16 protein-coding genes are annotated in these 16,048 nt (G+C 41.7%); 14 read left to right on the forward strand and 2 right to left on the reverse strand.

The window, feature by feature from the left end:
* Positions 1-5: 5 nt before the first annotated feature.
* The 3 genes from Q3A68_RS11360 to Q3A68_RS11370 all read left to right on the forward strand — a co-directional run bounded on the left by Q3A68_RS11360 (position 6) and on the right by Q3A68_RS11370 (position 2,788).
* Positions 6-533 carry a DinB family protein gene (locus Q3A68_RS11360; RefSeq protein WP_302901205.1) on the forward strand — a complete coding sequence of 176 codons (528 nt, stop codon included), beginning with the start codon at positions 6-8 and terminating at the stop codon, positions 531-533.
* Positions 534-785: 252 nt separating this feature from the next.
* Positions 786-1,640 (forward strand): UDP-2,3-diacylglucosamine diphosphatase, encoded by an 855-nt coding sequence (locus Q3A68_RS11365; protein ID WP_302901206.1) that lies wholly within the window; start codon positions 786-788, stop codon positions 1,638-1,640.
* A 158-nt stretch (positions 1,641-1,798) separates the two neighbouring features.
* The gene (locus tag Q3A68_RS11370; protein ID WP_302901207.1) at positions 1,799-2,788 is read left to right on the forward strand and encodes a glycosyltransferase family protein; all 990 of its coding nucleotides are present in this window, start codon (positions 1,799-1,801) and stop codon (positions 2,786-2,788) included.
* Here Q3A68_RS11370 and Q3A68_RS11375 read toward each other — a convergent pair whose 3' ends face one another.
* Entirely contained in the window at positions 2,789-3,706 is a 918-nt protein-coding gene (locus Q3A68_RS11375) for a glycosyltransferase family 2 protein (RefSeq protein WP_302901208.1), read from the reverse strand.
* Between the two features lie 249 nt (positions 3,707-3,955).
* On the opposite strand from Q3A68_RS11375, the gene Q3A68_RS11380 reads away from it, so the two are divergent.
* The 9 genes from Q3A68_RS11380 (at position 3,956) to Q3A68_RS11420 (ending at position 12,682) form a co-directional block, all read left to right on the forward strand.
* Positions 3,956-4,942 carry a DUF6427 family protein gene (locus Q3A68_RS11380; RefSeq protein WP_302901209.1) on the forward strand — a complete coding sequence of 329 codons (987 nt, stop codon included), beginning with the start codon at positions 3,956-3,958 and terminating at the stop codon, positions 4,940-4,942.
* 45 nt (positions 4,943-4,987) lie between these two features.
* Positions 4,988-5,680 (forward strand): phosphoribosylformylglycinamidine synthase subunit PurQ, encoded by a 693-nt coding sequence (gene purQ, locus Q3A68_RS11385; protein WP_302901210.1) that lies wholly within the window; start codon positions 4,988-4,990, stop codon positions 5,678-5,680.
* Positions 5,680-6,423, forward strand: a complete 744-nt coding sequence (locus Q3A68_RS11390) for a type III pantothenate kinase (protein WP_302901211.1) — start codon at positions 5,680-5,682, stop codon at positions 6,421-6,423. The genes purQ and Q3A68_RS11390 overlap by 1 nt, the downstream gene beginning before the upstream one ends.
* Positions 6,416-7,756 carry a BamG family beta-barrel-assembly machinery protein gene (gene bamG, locus Q3A68_RS11395; protein WP_302901212.1) on the forward strand — a complete coding sequence of 447 codons (1,341 nt, stop codon included), beginning with the start codon at positions 6,416-6,418 and terminating at the stop codon, positions 7,754-7,756. Before Q3A68_RS11390 ends, bamG begins: the two co-directional genes overlap by 8 nt.
* 8 nt (positions 7,757-7,764) lie before the next feature.
* Entirely contained in the window at positions 7,765-8,343 is a 579-nt protein-coding gene (gene lptC / locus Q3A68_RS11400) for an LPS export ABC transporter periplasmic protein LptC (protein WP_302901213.1), read from the forward strand.
* 186 nt (positions 8,344-8,529) lie between these two features.
* Positions 8,530-10,629 carry a peptidylprolyl isomerase gene (locus Q3A68_RS11405; RefSeq protein ID WP_302901214.1) on the forward strand — a complete coding sequence of 700 codons (2,100 nt, stop codon included), beginning with the start codon at positions 8,530-8,532 and terminating at the stop codon, positions 10,627-10,629.
* Between the two features lie 65 nt (positions 10,630-10,694).
* A complete protein-coding gene (locus Q3A68_RS11410; protein WP_302901215.1) occupies positions 10,695-11,210 on the forward strand; it encodes a DUF2480 family protein in 516 nt (171 codons plus the stop codon).
* 27 nt (positions 11,211-11,237) lie between these two features.
* Positions 11,238-12,026: a DUF3108 domain-containing protein gene (locus tag Q3A68_RS11415; protein WP_302901216.1), complete on the forward strand. Its 789-nt coding sequence runs from the start codon at positions 11,238-11,240 to the stop codon at positions 12,024-12,026.
* A 77-nt stretch (positions 12,027-12,103) separates the two neighbouring features.
* Positions 12,104-12,682, forward strand: a complete 579-nt coding sequence (locus Q3A68_RS11420; RefSeq protein ID WP_302901217.1) for a DUF3109 family protein — start codon at positions 12,104-12,106, stop codon at positions 12,680-12,682.
* On the opposite strand, the gene Q3A68_RS11425 is transcribed toward Q3A68_RS11420, so the two are convergent.
* On the reverse strand, positions 12,679-13,194 hold the full coding sequence (locus Q3A68_RS11425; protein WP_302901218.1) for a DinB family protein: 516 nt from the start codon (positions 13,192-13,194) through the stop codon (positions 12,679-12,681). The two genes, Q3A68_RS11420 and Q3A68_RS11425, sit on opposite strands and share 4 nt — an antisense overlap.
* A 110-nt stretch (positions 13,195-13,304) precedes the next feature.
* On the opposite strand from Q3A68_RS11425, the gene gmd reads away from it, so the two are divergent.
* Both gmd and Q3A68_RS11435 read left to right on the forward strand, forming a co-directional pair.
* A complete protein-coding gene (gene gmd, locus Q3A68_RS11430) occupies positions 13,305-14,441 on the forward strand; it encodes a GDP-mannose 4,6-dehydratase (protein ID WP_302901219.1) in 1,137 nt (378 codons plus the stop codon).
* Between the two features lie 32 nt (positions 14,442-14,473).
* Positions 14,474-16,036, forward strand: coding sequence for a capsule assembly Wzi family protein (locus Q3A68_RS11435; RefSeq protein WP_302901220.1), 1,563 nt, complete (start codon positions 14,474-14,476; stop codon positions 16,034-16,036).
* Positions 16,037-16,048 lie beyond the last annotated feature (12 nt).

Below are 16,048 nucleotides of genomic sequence, written 5' to 3' on the forward strand. Positions count from 1 at the left end.
TTAACATGAACATCGGAGAGACCCGTAAAAAAATCGAAGAAGTATTGGATATCTACCGCAGCCGGCTGGACACTATTCGCGATGATCTTTTTACAGAAACGCCTCCTGGTGGCGGCTGGTCTTATGCCGAGGTCTATTCGCACATTTTACAGGCGGATCTGGGAGCAATGATCGCCCTTGAGAAATGCATTAAAAATGGCAGGCCTAGTTCGACCGGAAGAAATATGTTAGGCTTGCTGGTATTCTTGTTTGGCAGCCTGCCGCCATGGAAGACAAAAGTTCCGGAAAAGCTTGAAGCCAGCATACCAGCCAGGAAGATCAGTAAAGAAGAGGCAAGAAATATGCTGATAAAATGCCGGCAGCGTATCAATGAATTAACACCATTTATCCGGGATTCATCTGAATATTGCAGGGTTAAGCATGGCCTTTTGGGGATGCTCAATGCGCGGCAATGGTTTAAATTTGTCCTGATGCACTCCAGGCATCATTTAAAGCAGCTTGAACGTGTTGAAAAAAAGTTGCACGGCCGATGAAACCTTTTTTATTTAACAGAGTCTTAATATTCAGATAATTTGAATTGCTGACATTTGTTAAATAACACCAGTATGAATTTCGAGTATGCATATCTGATTGTTGTAGGGTTGCTTTTATTGGTAGGTATGTTCTATGTAAGCCCCTATGAATTAAGAGTTAATGAAGATGATGACGACGAATAATCGTCATAAAATCCAATCTATCATTCACCGGCGAAAACGACCGGACGGCAAATTATCCCCTCAATTTTAATGGCAAAACGCGAAGTAGATATAGTAGTTATTTCCGATGTGCATTTGGGCACTTATGGCTGCCACGCTAAAGAACTCCTCAGGTATTTAAAGAGCATAAAGCCCAAAATGCTGATTCTGAACGGCGATATCATCGATATCTGGCAGTTTAGCAAATCGTATTGGCCTGAGGCACACATGAAAGTGGTGCGCCGTATTTTAAAATTTGTGACCGACGGGGTGCCGGTATATTATCTTACAGGGAACCACGATGAGATGCTTCGCAAATTTGCCGATTTTAACCTGGGGTCATTGGCGCTAAAAAATAAAGTCGTTTTAACCATCGACGGTAAAAAGGCATGGATTTTTCACGGTGACGTATTCGACGTGACCATGCAACATTCTAAATGGCTGGCCAAACTGGGCGCAGTTGGATACGATTCATTAATCCTGCTTAATAGTTTCACCAACTGGATGCTGACTAAACTTGGCCGCGAGAAAATGAGTTTTTCGCAAAAAATAAAGGCTAAATTCAAGGACGCTGTTAAGTTCATTAATCAATTTGAACAAACTGCTGCTGATCTGGCAGTCGAAAAAGGCTACCAATATGTGATTTGCGGTCATATTCATCATTCCGAGATCCGGGAAATCAAATCTTCGGATAAACCGGGTTCAGTAACTTATCTTAATTCGGGCGATTGGGTGGAGAGTTTAACCGCGCTGGAGTACAATAACCGCGAGTGGACAATATTCAAATATAATCCTGCCGATTTCAAAAGTGACCACGACGATGAGGATAAAATTGACGCAGAAGATCTGGATGCCAAACTGGATGTACGTGTTTTATTGGAACGTTTTAAGCAGGAAGCTTACTGATCTTTGTTGAAATGGTTTTAAAGTTGGAGGGTTGGAATTTGAGTTCAACCTTTTTCTGTTTTAAGACACTCCTTTCTTTGTTAACTTGCTTGCAGTTTTATTGCAAGATTATTGAGCAAAATTGTAACAATAGCCCCTTGCAGGCTTCCAAATGAAAAATGAAAATACTCTACGCCATTCAAGGAACGGGCAACGGGCATATCAGTCGCGCACGTGAAATAGTTCCCTTATTACAGCAATATGGCGAACTTGATTTGCTGGTGAGTGGTACCGAAGCAGAGGTATCTCTGTCACAGCCGTTAAAATATCGTCTGCATGGTTTTAGTTTCGTATTTGGTACAAAAGGCGGAGTTGATAAATGGGCCACTTTTAAACTGATGGACCTGCGGCAATTGTGGCACGACGTACATCATCTTCCGTTAGCGCAATACGATCTCATCATCAATGATTTTGAACCGGTAAGCGCCTGGGCGTGCCGCATACAAAAATTAGAGTCTGTTTCTCTAAGTCATCAATGCTCGTTCGTTTCACCCAATACCCCGCGTCCGGCAAAATGGAATTATGCTGAATGGCTTTTTAAATACTATTCGCCAACAACCCATCACATCGGCTTTCATTTTGAAAGGTATGATGATTTTATCCATACTCCGGTAATAAGAAGTGATATCCGAAAACTGGAACCAACCGATCTGGGGCACTATACGGTTTATTTGCCTGCGTATGACGATAAGATATTGGTAAAATACCTGGGTCAGGTGAAGGATGTGCAATGGGAGATATTTTCCAAGCGCCAGAAAACCCAGTACCGGGAAGGGAACATTCTGATATCGCCGGTAAACAATGAGGCTTTCAATAAGAGCATGGCCAGTTGTGAAGGCTTACTGACAGGCGGTGGGTTTGAAGGACCAGCCGAGGCGATGTTTCTGAAGAAGAAGGTGATGATGATCCCGATGAGCGGGCAATATGAACAGCGATGCAATGCTTTAGCCGCTTCCAAATTAAGCGTTCCGGTTATCCATACAATAGATGATGACTTTGTTCCTCAACTCAATCAATGGATTCAAAATGGTAAAGCTATTGATGTTGATTTTCCCGACGAAACTGCTCAGATCATCGATAATATGATAAAGCAGTATGCGAAAGCTTGATCAGGCATCCATAAAATGCCAGGCTTCTGATTGTTTATTCTGATTCCGTGATTTTAATATTTGACCCGTTTTAGAAAGCAGACTGAAGTAGTGCCGCGTATTCTCTTTTAAAAGATTGAATTTTAATTTGGATAGGTACCCGATCGAAAATTTAAGGTAGAAGTAAGAGACCTTTCCCAGGCAGAATGCCATTGATCGATTGATATTGGTTAACGAAGCCATTTGTGACGCATAAAAAGATTTCAGTTGCTGCATTTCCGGCACCACCCTTTCCTGGCGGTCGTGGTAGCCAACGGAATCCATTACTATGCCAATTTTGAACCCATGGAAACGAACCCTGCTCAAATAGTCACTATCTTCTCCATAATGATAAAAAATGGAATCAAATAGCCCCACTTTTTTTAAGCATGCTGCCGATATCAGCCAAAATGCCCCCATCACAAAGGTCACGTCATAGATGGTTCTGCCCAAATCTTCAAATGAATTAGTAACGCACTGACCCAAAACAATTGTCCTGAATTTCTCATCTAATCCTGAGCCATTTCCGTTCTTTTGTTGCGGACTCAATACTCCGTATTCCGGATGACTCATTTGGAACTCAACCAGTTTTCTTAAGGCATCTTTTTCAAGATAACCATCCTGGTTTAGTAAAAACACGAAGTCAGCATCTTCCCTGAGTGCTTTTTTAATGCAAATGTTATTTGCACCTCCAAATCCCAGGTTTTCGCCTGTTTCTATAATATCAATTTGTGGGTATTTTTTTTTAACAAACGCTGCCGTTCCGTCTGTTGAACAATTATCAATTAGCATGACCTTTACGGGTATGTCTGACAGCAGAACATGATGTAAACATTTATCGATCCATTTCATGCCATTGTATGTAACAATGACCACGTATATATTGAGTGGGCCTGTCATAGGTAGGGGTACTGTTAAACCATCTATGCATTAGTTAAAAGTTAAATGCATAAAATATTGGTTAATTATTGCTTTGTTTTTTGAAATAACACGACAGAGGGAAGAGTGTTTTAATATTCTTTAAATAGGAAGCTTTTAAATATACCTGTCTGTCACATAGGTTAATTTGACTTAAATGACATCTTTTATAGGTCCGATAACAAACCTAAAGAGTTTTTCTGTTATAATTGCCTTGAAATCCCCCTTTGCATGATCAGGCTGTTCAGATCTTTTAGTCCGGTAAATATTGTCTGGCTGGCAGTTTTCCTGTTCATAATGCGTATTGGGTTTGCTTTTCAGCTTCCTGATAAGACGGGATTCCCGTTCAGTGAGCTTTTCTCGCGGTTATTATTACCGGTATCCTATCAAACCACCATACCTCCTGTAGTTAATTTATTTGCTGCCAGCTTAATGGTATTTATCCAGGGCATACTGATCAATCTATTAGCGAACGAACATAACCTGTTAGGGAAATCAACCTTTCTACCCGCATTTATGTATGTCACCTTGTCGAGCTTGCTGGTTCCGTTCCTTATGCTCAGCCCTCCTTTGGTGTGCAATTTCCTGCTGATATGGATGCTATATAAGCTGCTCAATCTTTACAAAGGAGACGAATCCAAATCTATCTGCTACGATCTCGGTATGATTGTAGCGGTAGGCACTATGATCTACCTCCCATTTATTTATACATTTCTGGTCATCTGGATTGGTTTGGCTATTTTCAGGCCATTCGATTGGCGCGAATGGATTGCCGGGATCATTGGCTTTATTACCATTTTCTTTTTTTTGGCAGTATTCTATTACCTGAATGATAAGTTAAGTGACTTTTTCGAGATATGGCGTCCACTTGGCAATAAATTCCAGGTTCATTTCAATATCAACTATTATAATTACCTGGTACTTATACCGGTTATCATTGTGTTGATATTGTCAGCCTTAAGGTTGCAGCAAAACTTTTATAAGAGTTATGTGCATATACGCAAATCTATTCAATTACTGTTCTTTGTGTTCCTGATAACTGCGTTCTCATTCTATATCCGCGCGGATTTTCACGTCGACCACTTCTTAATGTGCGCTGTGCCCGGATGCATATTTGTAGCCTATTATTTTTTGTATGCCAGTACCCGCTGGTTTTACGAAAGCTTGTATATTTTGCTGCTTGCCAGCATTATTTACTTCCAGTTTAACACTTTTTAACTTTTACATTCGTTCAAATTTCGCGGGTTATATTAGTTTTGTAGCATGAAGTTTGGAGTTGTTATATTTCCGGGTTCTAATTGTGATGAAGATATCATCTACGTATTAGAAAAAATTATGGGCCAGCAGGTTGTACGCCTGTGGCATAAAGACCACGATTTGCAGGGCTGCGATTTTATCGTGCTGCCGGGTGGTTTTTCATTTGGCGATTATTTGCGTTCAGGCGCAATAGCACGTTTTTCTCCAATTATGCAGGAAGTGATACAGTTTGCAGCTAAAGGTGGCTATGTGTGGGGTGTTTGCAACGGTTTCCAGATACTGACAGAGGCAGGTATGCTGCCCGGCGCATTGCTGCACAATAACAACAGGAAGTTTAATTGCAGCAATATTTATATGGTTGCGCAAACTAATAACTCGTTGCTCACAGCTAATATAGATCTGCAGCGTGCATTAAAAATACCTATTGCACACGGTGAAGGCAATTATTTTGCAGAGCCTGATGTGTTGAAGGCATTAAATGATAACGACCAGGTACTGTTCAGATACTGTGATGAGGCGGGTAATATTGTTCCGGAAGCTAACCCTAATGGTTCGTTAGAAAATATTGCAGGCGTATGTAATGCCGGCCGAAATGTGTTCGGTATTATGCCGCACCCTGAACGTGCAGCTGACAGCATTTTGGCCAACCAGGATGGACTTGCGATTTTTGAATCGATATTATCTTTGGTTAAAGCCTGATGGCCAACCTGGTTATTGATATTGGTAACACTCTGATAAAAATTGCAGTTTTCACACAGGATGAATTACTGTATACCACAAGTTATTCATCTCTGGATGCAGAAGCCATTTTGAATATAACTGATCGATACCAGGTAAATAAAGCCATCATCTCATCTGTAAGAAAAGAACCTGAAAGCTGGCACACGGCATTAGAAAACAGTGTCAGTGTACAATATTTTACTGTGGGAATGACAGCCGGTATACGTAACCAATACAAAACCCCTCATACACTTGGTCCGGATCGTTTGGCAGCTGTTATCGGTGCAAAAAAATTGTATCCTGGCAAAGGCAGCTTGGTAATCGATGCAGGTACAACTATCACTTACGATTGGGTGGACGCCAAAGGGAATTATTTTGGAGGTAGCATATCGCCGGGCCTGAATATGCGTTATAAAGCATTGAATTATTATACCGGTAAGCTGCCTCTGATTGTAACGGATGCTCAATTTGACAATTACTATGGAGATGATACGGTATCGGCTATAAAATCGGGAGTGCAGAACGGACTTAAATATGAACTATCCGGCTTTATTGAGAGCTACAGAAAAATAGAGCCGGAACTGAACGTGATACTAACCGGAGGCGACGGTTATTTTTTTGATACTCTATTGAAAAATAGCATCTTTGCCCCCTATATTAAAAATGAGCCTTACTTGGTTCTTGAAGGATTAAATGCAGCTATACAAAACAACAATGATTAAATTTACCAGGTTACTTTTTACATTTCTATTTGCTGTTATTGTATTGAATGCAAGTGCGCAATCAACCGCAACCACAAGTTCTCCTTACTCGCGCTATGGATTAGGCGATATAAACAACCAGTTATTGCCACAAAATATAGGCATGGGTGGCATAGCTACTGCCACCAACATTATTGGCGGATATAACAGTATTAACGTGATTAACCCTGCCTCATACGGAAGAATAAATTTAACTACAATTGACATTGGTGCCGCAGCCGATATAACTACCTTTAGTAAGGTTGGCAATGCAGACCAAAGAAATACTAATGCTCGGTTAAGCCATCTCTTGTTTGCAATGCCGGTTACTAAAAGTTCAGCTTTGAGTTTCGGCCTGATGCCTTACAGTCAGCTTGGATATAATTATAAAACTTCTAAAACCAACTTTGGAACTGGAGCATCTGTGGATACAAACGCCGTCAACTACATCTATTCGGGCGAGGGAAGTTTGTCAAAAGCCTATTTTGGATATGGTATTACGTTGTTTAAGCACTTAATGGTGGGTGCTAACTTTTCATACATTTTTGGTAGTTTAAAGCAATATCAATCAACAGAAGTGCCATCACTTTATGGGGTACTTGATTCACGGGCAGAACAAGACAATCATGTTAAGGGAGTAAATTTTGATTATGGCGCGCAATATACTTTTGACTTTTCCGAAACAAAACACCTTACCCTGGGCTATTCAGCCTCAGTGGGTAGCAAGCTTAAGGTAAATAATGCATACATAGTAAGTCAATATACCCGCGATGCCAGTGGAAATGAAAGCAACGCCTTGGATACACTGGTTAATGATCAAAACCCTAGCGGCAAAATACAACTGCCGCGTATCAACCGTTTTGGTATCGTATACCAGTATGAAGGGAAATTCCTGGTAGGAGCTGATTACTCTATGGGAAAATGGTCTGATCTTACTATAGCAGGTACAAGCGCCAATTTGCAGGACAGTAAGATGTTTAATGTAGGTGGTCAATGGACACCTAACGTTAACGCGCTGAACAACTACTTTGCATTGATTGATTATCGTTTGGGTTTCCTTTATGAACAAACTTATTTAGGGCAAGCTGCTTTGAATGTAAGCGGGGCCAACATAAAAAGATACGCTGTAACTTTCGGTTTGGGTATTCCACTGCCGCATGACCGCGCTACGACAGCATTTTATAAGGTAAACTTCTCAGCTGAAATAGGCCAGCGTGGACAATTGACTAATGGCCTGATTAAAGAAAATTATGTCAACCTGCACCTGGGCTTCACACTTAACGATAGATGGTTCCAGCGGTTTAAATTCGAATAAGCCTGGGCATGATGAGGGCAAAACAGATATTCAATTTATTTTTGCCGGTTATAATTGCTGGAGTGGCTCTTTTAACGGGTTGCGAGAACGATCTGAAGGATATTCAAAAAATATCCGCTGCTGAAGTAAATAAACCGATCGAAAAATATACCGATGTGGATGTGATCTATAGCGACTCAGCTAAAGTTAAGGCACATATGACTGCGCCCTTAATGATCAATTACAAAGTGAAGAACCCTTATACCGAAATGCCTAAAGGTGTAAAAGTTATTTTTTATGATAATAATTTGCAGGAATCAAGCACGATAAAGGCTGAGCAGGGCATATACCGGGAAAAGGAAAAGCTGATAGAGTTGCACAAAAATGTCGTTGGCACCAATGCAAAAGGCGACACCTTCAGCTCGGAAGAGCTGATATGGGATCAAACCACCAAACAAATACATTCAAATCAGGCCGTTCATGTAAAACTCGCTGATGGCAGTATAACAGATGGTACAAGCTTTATCAGCGACGAGAACTTTAATCACTGGACGATGGAACAGGGTAAGGGAATTATTCATGTTAATAGTCAGGACATTGGCCAATAAGCCTCACCCTGCCGTCCCCAAAGGAGAGGGATTTTCATACGGCATTGATTGTCAAAATGGAAACAAAAAAGTCTTCCCCGGTGGAGAGGATTAGGAGAGGCTAAAATTTCTGTTTATTTTTTTGCTAAAAGTTGTATCTTGCGCGCTCTTTTGAATAATTAGAAATATTATTATAGATAAGAATATATGGGTATAATGACTTATTTGCGCGAACGCATGGGCAGAATCGTTGCTTTTGGCATCGGCTTTGCACTTTTGGCGTTCGTAGGGGAGGAAGCGATCCGGCAGGGGAATTCTATTTTTGGCAGTGACCGTAACACGCTGGGTGAAGTTGCCGGTGAAAAAATAGCGTACGACGAGTACTCTAAGCGCCTTGAAGCGAGCGAGGCACAATTTAAGCAGCAGTCGGGCCAGGCGAATCTGAATGCTCAATTCACTGCTTACATACAGGAAAATGTATGGAATCAGGAAGTTAGCCAGGCTATTCTTAATAAAGAGATAGAAAAACTTGGCATCGTAGTAAGCAGTGACGAAGGAGCTGCGATGATCAATGGTAACAATCCTGACCCGCAGGTTGTACAGTATTTTGGTGATCCTGCTACCGGTAAAGTAGATCAGGCTAAGCTGAATAACTTTAAAGCGAACTTGAATGCTTCCAAACCAGATGCTGATATCCGTGTACAGTGGAAACAGTTTATTCAACAATTAACTGAGAATAAGCTCGCTCAGAAATATACTACCCTGGTGACTAATGGCCTTTATGTAAATGCCCTGGATGCTAAGGATGATTACGAAGCAAAAAACAAGTTGTCAAACTTTAAATATGCAACACTTGATTATGCTTCTATTCCTGACAATAAGGTAACCCTGACCGATGACGACTATAAGACTTATTACGATGAGCACTTGTCGGAATTTAATAATAAACAGGAGCTGAGGAGTTTTGATTATGTTAGTTTCAACGCTGCTCCTTCTAAAGAGGATTCAACTGCTATAAAAGATCAGGTTGAAAAATTGCTTCCATCATTTAAAAGCAGCACCAATGATTCGCTTTTTGTGCAGGTTAATGCGGAAACCAAAACGCCAATTGCTTACAAACGTAAAGGCCAGTTAGGTGACCCTAAACTGGATACTGTGATGTTTGGCGCGGCAAAAGGATTTGTATATGGACCTTATTTTTCGCAGGGAAGTTACAAACTTGCCAAGCTGGTTGACTCTCGTGTGAGCCCTGATTCAGTTAAAGCACGCCATATCCTGATCGACGCAAGCAGAATAGGCGAGAAGAAAGCGCTTGCACAAGCCGATTCATTAAAGAAATTGATCGAAGGCGGTAAGTCATTTGCTGATCTGGCTAAAATGTACTCCATTGATAAAAGCTCGGGCGAAAAGGGTGGCGATTTAGGTACTTTTGGACGTGGTGCAATGGTACCTGCGTTTGAAGATGCTGTTTTCAATAGCAAAAAAGGCGACCTGAAAATAGTAACCTCTCAATATGGTGTACACCTGGTACAAATCGAAGATCAAAAAGGCTCTTCACCGGTTGTAAAAGTTGCCGTAGTGGATAAACCGATAACAGCGAGCGCTAAAACACAGTCTGTTGCTTATAGCAAAGCACAAGCGTTTTTAGCTGCTCTGACAAAAGATAATTTTGATGCAGAGGCAAAAAAGGCAGGGCTGGTTAAAAAAACAGCCCCTGATGTGAATGCACTGGCATCAACCTTGCCGGGACTTGAAAACACCCGCGAAGTAGTAAGATGGGCATTTAAAGCTAAAACAGGCGATTTTGGAGATCAGGTGTATGTGATAGGCGATCAGTATGTGATTCCAATCCTGACAGCCATAAAACCAAAAGGAACATTGTCACTTGATCTGGTTAAAAAACAAATTGAACCAGCTGTGCGCAACCATGTAAAAGCTAAACAATTAATTGAAAAATTAAGCGGTGGCTCAAGCATAGACCAGGTTGCCCAGAAAGCAGGTACTAAAGTGGTTCCGGTTCAGAACGTAGTGTTCGCTAACCCGGTAATTCCTGGACTGTCATTGGAATATAAAGTAATTGGCACTGTATTTGGTTCGCAGCCAAACAAGTTGTCAAAACCGATCGAAGGTCAGCATGGCGTTTACGTAGTGGTATTGGATAACTTTATCAATCCTGCACCGCTTGCCAACGCGATCAGAGAAAGAGAACAGATAGCTCAATCATTATTACAGCGCTCACAAGGACAGGTATTTGAAGCGCTGAAAGATAAGGCGAATGTAAAAGATTACCGTGCCAAGTTCATGTAAGAGATTTTAAAGTAAATTTGTAACCGGGATGGCTTAGCTGTTCCGGTTTTTTTATTTGTAAGACGATGGACATACAGGAAAACATAGTAAATAAAGTAGCGCAAAGTGGTTTGGTAACCCTTGATCCTGCTTCTTTTTATCCGCAGGGCGACAGGGTGGTGTATGATATTAAGGATAACCTGTATATGGAGTTGATCCTTAAAGAAAAGGATTTCAGAGAGTTTGTGAAAAACCACGATTGGACCCAATATACTGGCAAAAACGTAGCTATTACCTGCACTGCAGATGCTATTGTGCCCGCATGGGCTTATATGCTGATCGCTAACCGTATGGCACCTTATGCCCGCGAGGTGGTGTTTGGCGATGCTGCAGTTTTGGAAACTGTGCTGTTTGAGAAATCCATGGCCGGGTTTGATGTTGAGCAATATCGTGACCAGCGTATCGTTATTAAGGGATGCGGGGATACAGATGTTCCTGTGTCAGCTTACGTTGAATTAACAAAAAAGCTGACTCCGGTTGCAAAAAGCATTATGTTTGGTGAACCGTGTTCAACCGTACCGATCTATAAACGAAAAGACTAAAATGAACTTCTTTTTTAAAAGCAGCGAATGAGGAAATACTTTGTGTTGATTCTGGCATGCTGCAGCCTTCAAAATCTTTTTGCCCAGGACCTAAATAAAACCAGCGAAGTCGCTTTTAAAGCAGGGGAGAAACTAAGCTATAAAATGAAATATGGCTTTTTTACAGCGGCTGAAGCGAATATTCGGGTGGAAGACAGTCCAACTCAGTTCGATAACAAACCTACTTTTCATATTATCGCCGAAGGTAAGACTGCGGGCACTTTTGATATCTTTTATAAGGTGCGCAACCGTTATGAAAGCTATATAGACAAAAGTACCTTATTGCCTTACTTTTATGCAGAGAACAGGCGCGAATCGAGCTATAAGCATACCGACAAGGTAACTTTTGATCAAGAAAGAAAGACTATCACAGCGGCCAAAGGTACTTTTCCATATAAAGGTAACCAGGTGTTTGATTTTGTTTCAGCTTATTACTTTGCACGTTGCCTTGACGTATCCAAGTTACATATAGGACAAAAACTTGACCTGGAATATTTCCTGGAAGATGGCATACATACCATGAATATTACCTATGCGGGCAAAGAAAGGATAAAGTGCTCGATGGGCACCTTTAACTGTTTGAAATTTAACCCGACTATTATTCCCGGACGAATTTTCAGAAAGGACAGCAAACTGTATCTTTGGATAACGGATGACAACAACCGGATACCGGTGAAAGCTCATGTGGAAGTGATCGTAGGCAGCCTGACGATGGAGCTTACTTCTGCCGCAGGGCTGAAGTATCCGCTAAACCCGGTGAGTAAGGAGACGGATTAGTGTTGGTGGTTAGAGACCAGTTAATCAGGGATCAGGTGTTTGGTAAGTCAACATTTAGGTTTTAGAATTTAGAATTTATGATAGAGGTCGGCAATGTTTTGGTGCATGAGGATGTAGTTAAGGAGAATTTTGTCTGCAATCTTAACAAATGCAAGGGCGCTTGTTGTTTGGAAGGAGATTCAGGCGCGCCTTTGAATCATGACGAACTGCATATCCTGGATGAGATCTATCCGAAGGTAAAACCTTTCATGACGGCCAAAGGCATCGCCACCGTTGAAGAGACCGGAACTTATGTAACCGATTTTGAAGGCGATTATACCACCCCATGTGTCGACACCAATAAAGAATGCGCTTATGTGACCTGGGAGAATGGTATTACCAAATGTGCCATAGAGAAGGCTTATGAGTCTGGCGCTATCAGCTGGAAAAAGCCACTTTCCTGTCATTTATACCCCATCCGCATTACCAAATACCCTGAATTTGAAGTACTGAACTACGATCGCTGGAGTATATGCAGTCCGGCATGTTCGTTTGGTAATGAATTAAAAGTCCATGTACATGAATTCCTGAAAGAACCGCTTATCCGCAAATATGGCGAGGAATGGTATAAGGAGCTCGAAGAAGCAGTAGAAGCGTATAATTCCCTTCAACCTTAATTCAAAAGTTTTATCAATTCCGTTATCCTTGCCAAATGATGATCATCATGTTCGGCCACGAATAAAAACAGGTCCATTGTACGCATAGGCGTTTTTAATCTGGGATGTAATGCTGACTTAAATATGGTTTCCTCGTCCAGGTTATCAATAAGGCTAATGGTTTGTTCTCTTATCGCCCTGAAATCACTCAATAATTTCTCAATCGGCCGTGCATTATGATTGGCTTCATCCGTTTTACGGTTTGCAAGGTCAGTCGGCCGCATTTCGATCTCTCCATTTTTTATATCTTCCATCCGCCCCTGCCATAATGGCTCAAGGTCAACTAGATGACCGACATTTTCCTTGATCGACCAGGTGTTGTCAATCTTGGTTCCCAATATTTCAGCAGGGATGGATTTGAATTTTTCTTCCAGCCGTGCTGGTGTTCCTTTAAGGCGTTCAATGATTGACGGGAAGATATTTTGCTCCTTGCTGAAATCGAAACTGCGCTCAAACCATTTTACTTTTTTCATACAGATACCCGTTTAAATAGGACACGCCAAGTTACCCCTTTAAATAATTCAGGATATACACATTTACAATTAAATTGGATAATATTGTAAGATAATCGATACCTGAGCAGATGAAGACAGCATTAATTACCGGCATTACCGGGCAGGACGGGGCTTATTTGGCCGAATTCCTTCTGAAAAAAGGTTATATGGTGCATGGTGTAAAAAGGAGGTCGTCGTTATTCAATACTGATCGCATCGATCACTTATATCACGACCCGCACGAACCCAATGTAAAGTTCAAACTACATTATGGAGACCTGACGGATTCTACCAACCTGATCCGTTTGGTGCAGGAAGTTCAGCCTGATGAGATATACAATCTTGCCGCCCAAAGCCATGTGAAAGTGAGCTTTGATACACCTGAATACACCGCAAATGCTGATGGCGTTGGTACCCTGCGGATACTGGAAGCAGTGCGGTTATTGGGTCTGACTGCAAAAACCCGCATTTACCAGGCATCTACATCCGAGTTATATGGTTTAGTGCAGGCTGTTCCGCAAAGCGAGACTACGCCTTTTTATCCACGTTCTCCTTATGCTGTGGCTAAGCTGTATGGCTATTGGATCATCGTCAACTATCGGGAAGCTTATAATATGTATGCATGCAATGGCATTTTATTTAATCATGAAAGCCCAATCCGCGGCGAAACTTTCGTGACCCGGAAAATTACCCGTGCAGCAGCCAAGATTGTGTTGGGTTTGCAAAATTGTTTATACATGGGTAATCTGTCAGCAAAGCGCGACTGGGGACATGCCAAAGATTATATAGAAGCGATGTGGCTGATGCTTCAACAAGATAAGGCCGAGGATTTTGTGATCGCAACGGGCGTTACCACCACGGTGCGCGACTTTATCCGCATGGCTTTTGCTGAACTCGGTGTCGAGATAGAATTCAGTGGAAAAGATGAACACGAAAAAGGCGTCGTGATAGATATTGATCAAGAGCGAGTGGAAGAGCTGGGCTTAAATCCAGATGCTTTAAAGTTCGGCCAAACGGTGGTGAAAATCGATCCAAAATATTTCAGACCGACGGAGGTTGATCTGTTGATAGGCGATGCTACCAAAGCAAAAGAAAAGCTGGGCTGGATACCTAGATACGATCTGAAAGCGTTGGTGGAAGATATGGTGCAATCAGACTTGCACCTGGTTAAGAAAGACGACTACCTGAAAAAGGGAGGCTTTAAAACCCTGAACTATTTTGAATAAACATGGTTATGCTTAAATAGCTATACACCCCTATGAAGAAACTTTGTACCTGTATCGTGCTGTTGTTATTTGTCTGCGCAGCTAAAGCGCAACTGATGTACCAGCCTTACTCTTATCAATTTTATCAAAAACTGAATAATTCGGTTTATTCACCAGCCAATAACCTGCATACTTCGCTTAAGCCTTATTTAATTGGTGACTCAAGTGCCATGAGGTCATTATACGATTCCTTGTTAATGCTCAAAGCAGATAATTCAGGTAAAAGCTGGTTGTATCGCAAACTGTTCCGTCAGCATTTAATAGAAGTTAACGACACGGAATATACTTTTTTTCTCGACTACCTGCCCGATCTGCAAATAGGACGTGAATTTAATGAGCCTAAAACGGTGTGGATGAATACCCGTGGATATCAATTAGGCGGTACTATTGGCTCGAAGTTCTTCTTTTACACAAGCGGTTATGAAAATCAGGGGAAGTTTGCCAATTACGAAACAGATTACATTAATTCTGTTGGGGTGATTCCCGGTCAGGCGTTCGACAAAAGCTATGGAAAGAACACTAAAGACTGGTCGCAGGTAACAGCATTAATAGGCTATGCGCCGACCAGGTCCATATCGATTGAACTGGGCGAGGACAAAACATTTATCGGTGATGGCTACCGCTCAGTTTTATTGTCTGATTATGCAGCTGCATACCCGCTACTTCGCTTCAAGGCCGACTTGGGTAAGCATGTGCAATACATGGCAATGTGGGCCTACATGCAAGATCAATATGCCACACAGTTTAACTCTTTCTCGAATAACCGCCGCAAATGGGGCGCATTCCATTATATCGACTGGAACATCACTAACCGGGCATCGATTGGTTTTTTTAATGCATTGATTGCCGAAGAGGCTAATGATGCAGGTCAGTACCATGGTTTTGACGCCAACTATATTAACCCGGCGTTTTTTGTGTCATCGCTTGGTTCTTCAAAACCAGCGCCCGACCACACGCTATTCGGTTTCAACGGTAAATATAAAGTGTTGAATAAAACGACCATTTACGGTCAGTTTTTGTACGACCAGGATTCGTCCGTGGGAGGTAACAGTAAATATGCCTGGCAGGTAGGCTTCCGAGGATCTGACCTGCTTAAGGTTAGCAAACTGAACTACCTGTTTGAATATAATTCTTCAAAACCGGGCACTTATGCAAGTCAATATCCTATCGTGAATTATACTCAGTTTAGCGAGTCTTTAGCAGACCCACTGGGCTCAGACTTTAAGGAAGCAGTTGGCATTATTAATTATTCCATAGGAAAATTTGATTTGCAGGGGCAGCTTAACTATGCTAAATATGCAGCCAGTACTGTGCAATTAACAGGTGGTACCGGCATAAATTCATCTCCGTATATTAACTCAACCGGGCAGACCATCACAAACACTCTCAAATACGCCGAAGGGACTGTGGCGTATGTTTTGAATCCGAAATATAATCTGCGACTGGAAATAGGTGGCTTGGTAAGGCAATCAACCAGCAGCGTGTCGGACTCCAAAACGGCGATGTTTATTTTCGGACTACGAAGCACTTTCAGAGACTTATATCATGATTTTTAATTTATTAACCCC

Source organism: Mucilaginibacter tolerans, from assembly GCF_030519375.1.
Classification (GTDB): Bacteria; Bacteroidota; Bacteroidia; order Sphingobacteriales; family Sphingobacteriaceae; genus Mucilaginibacter.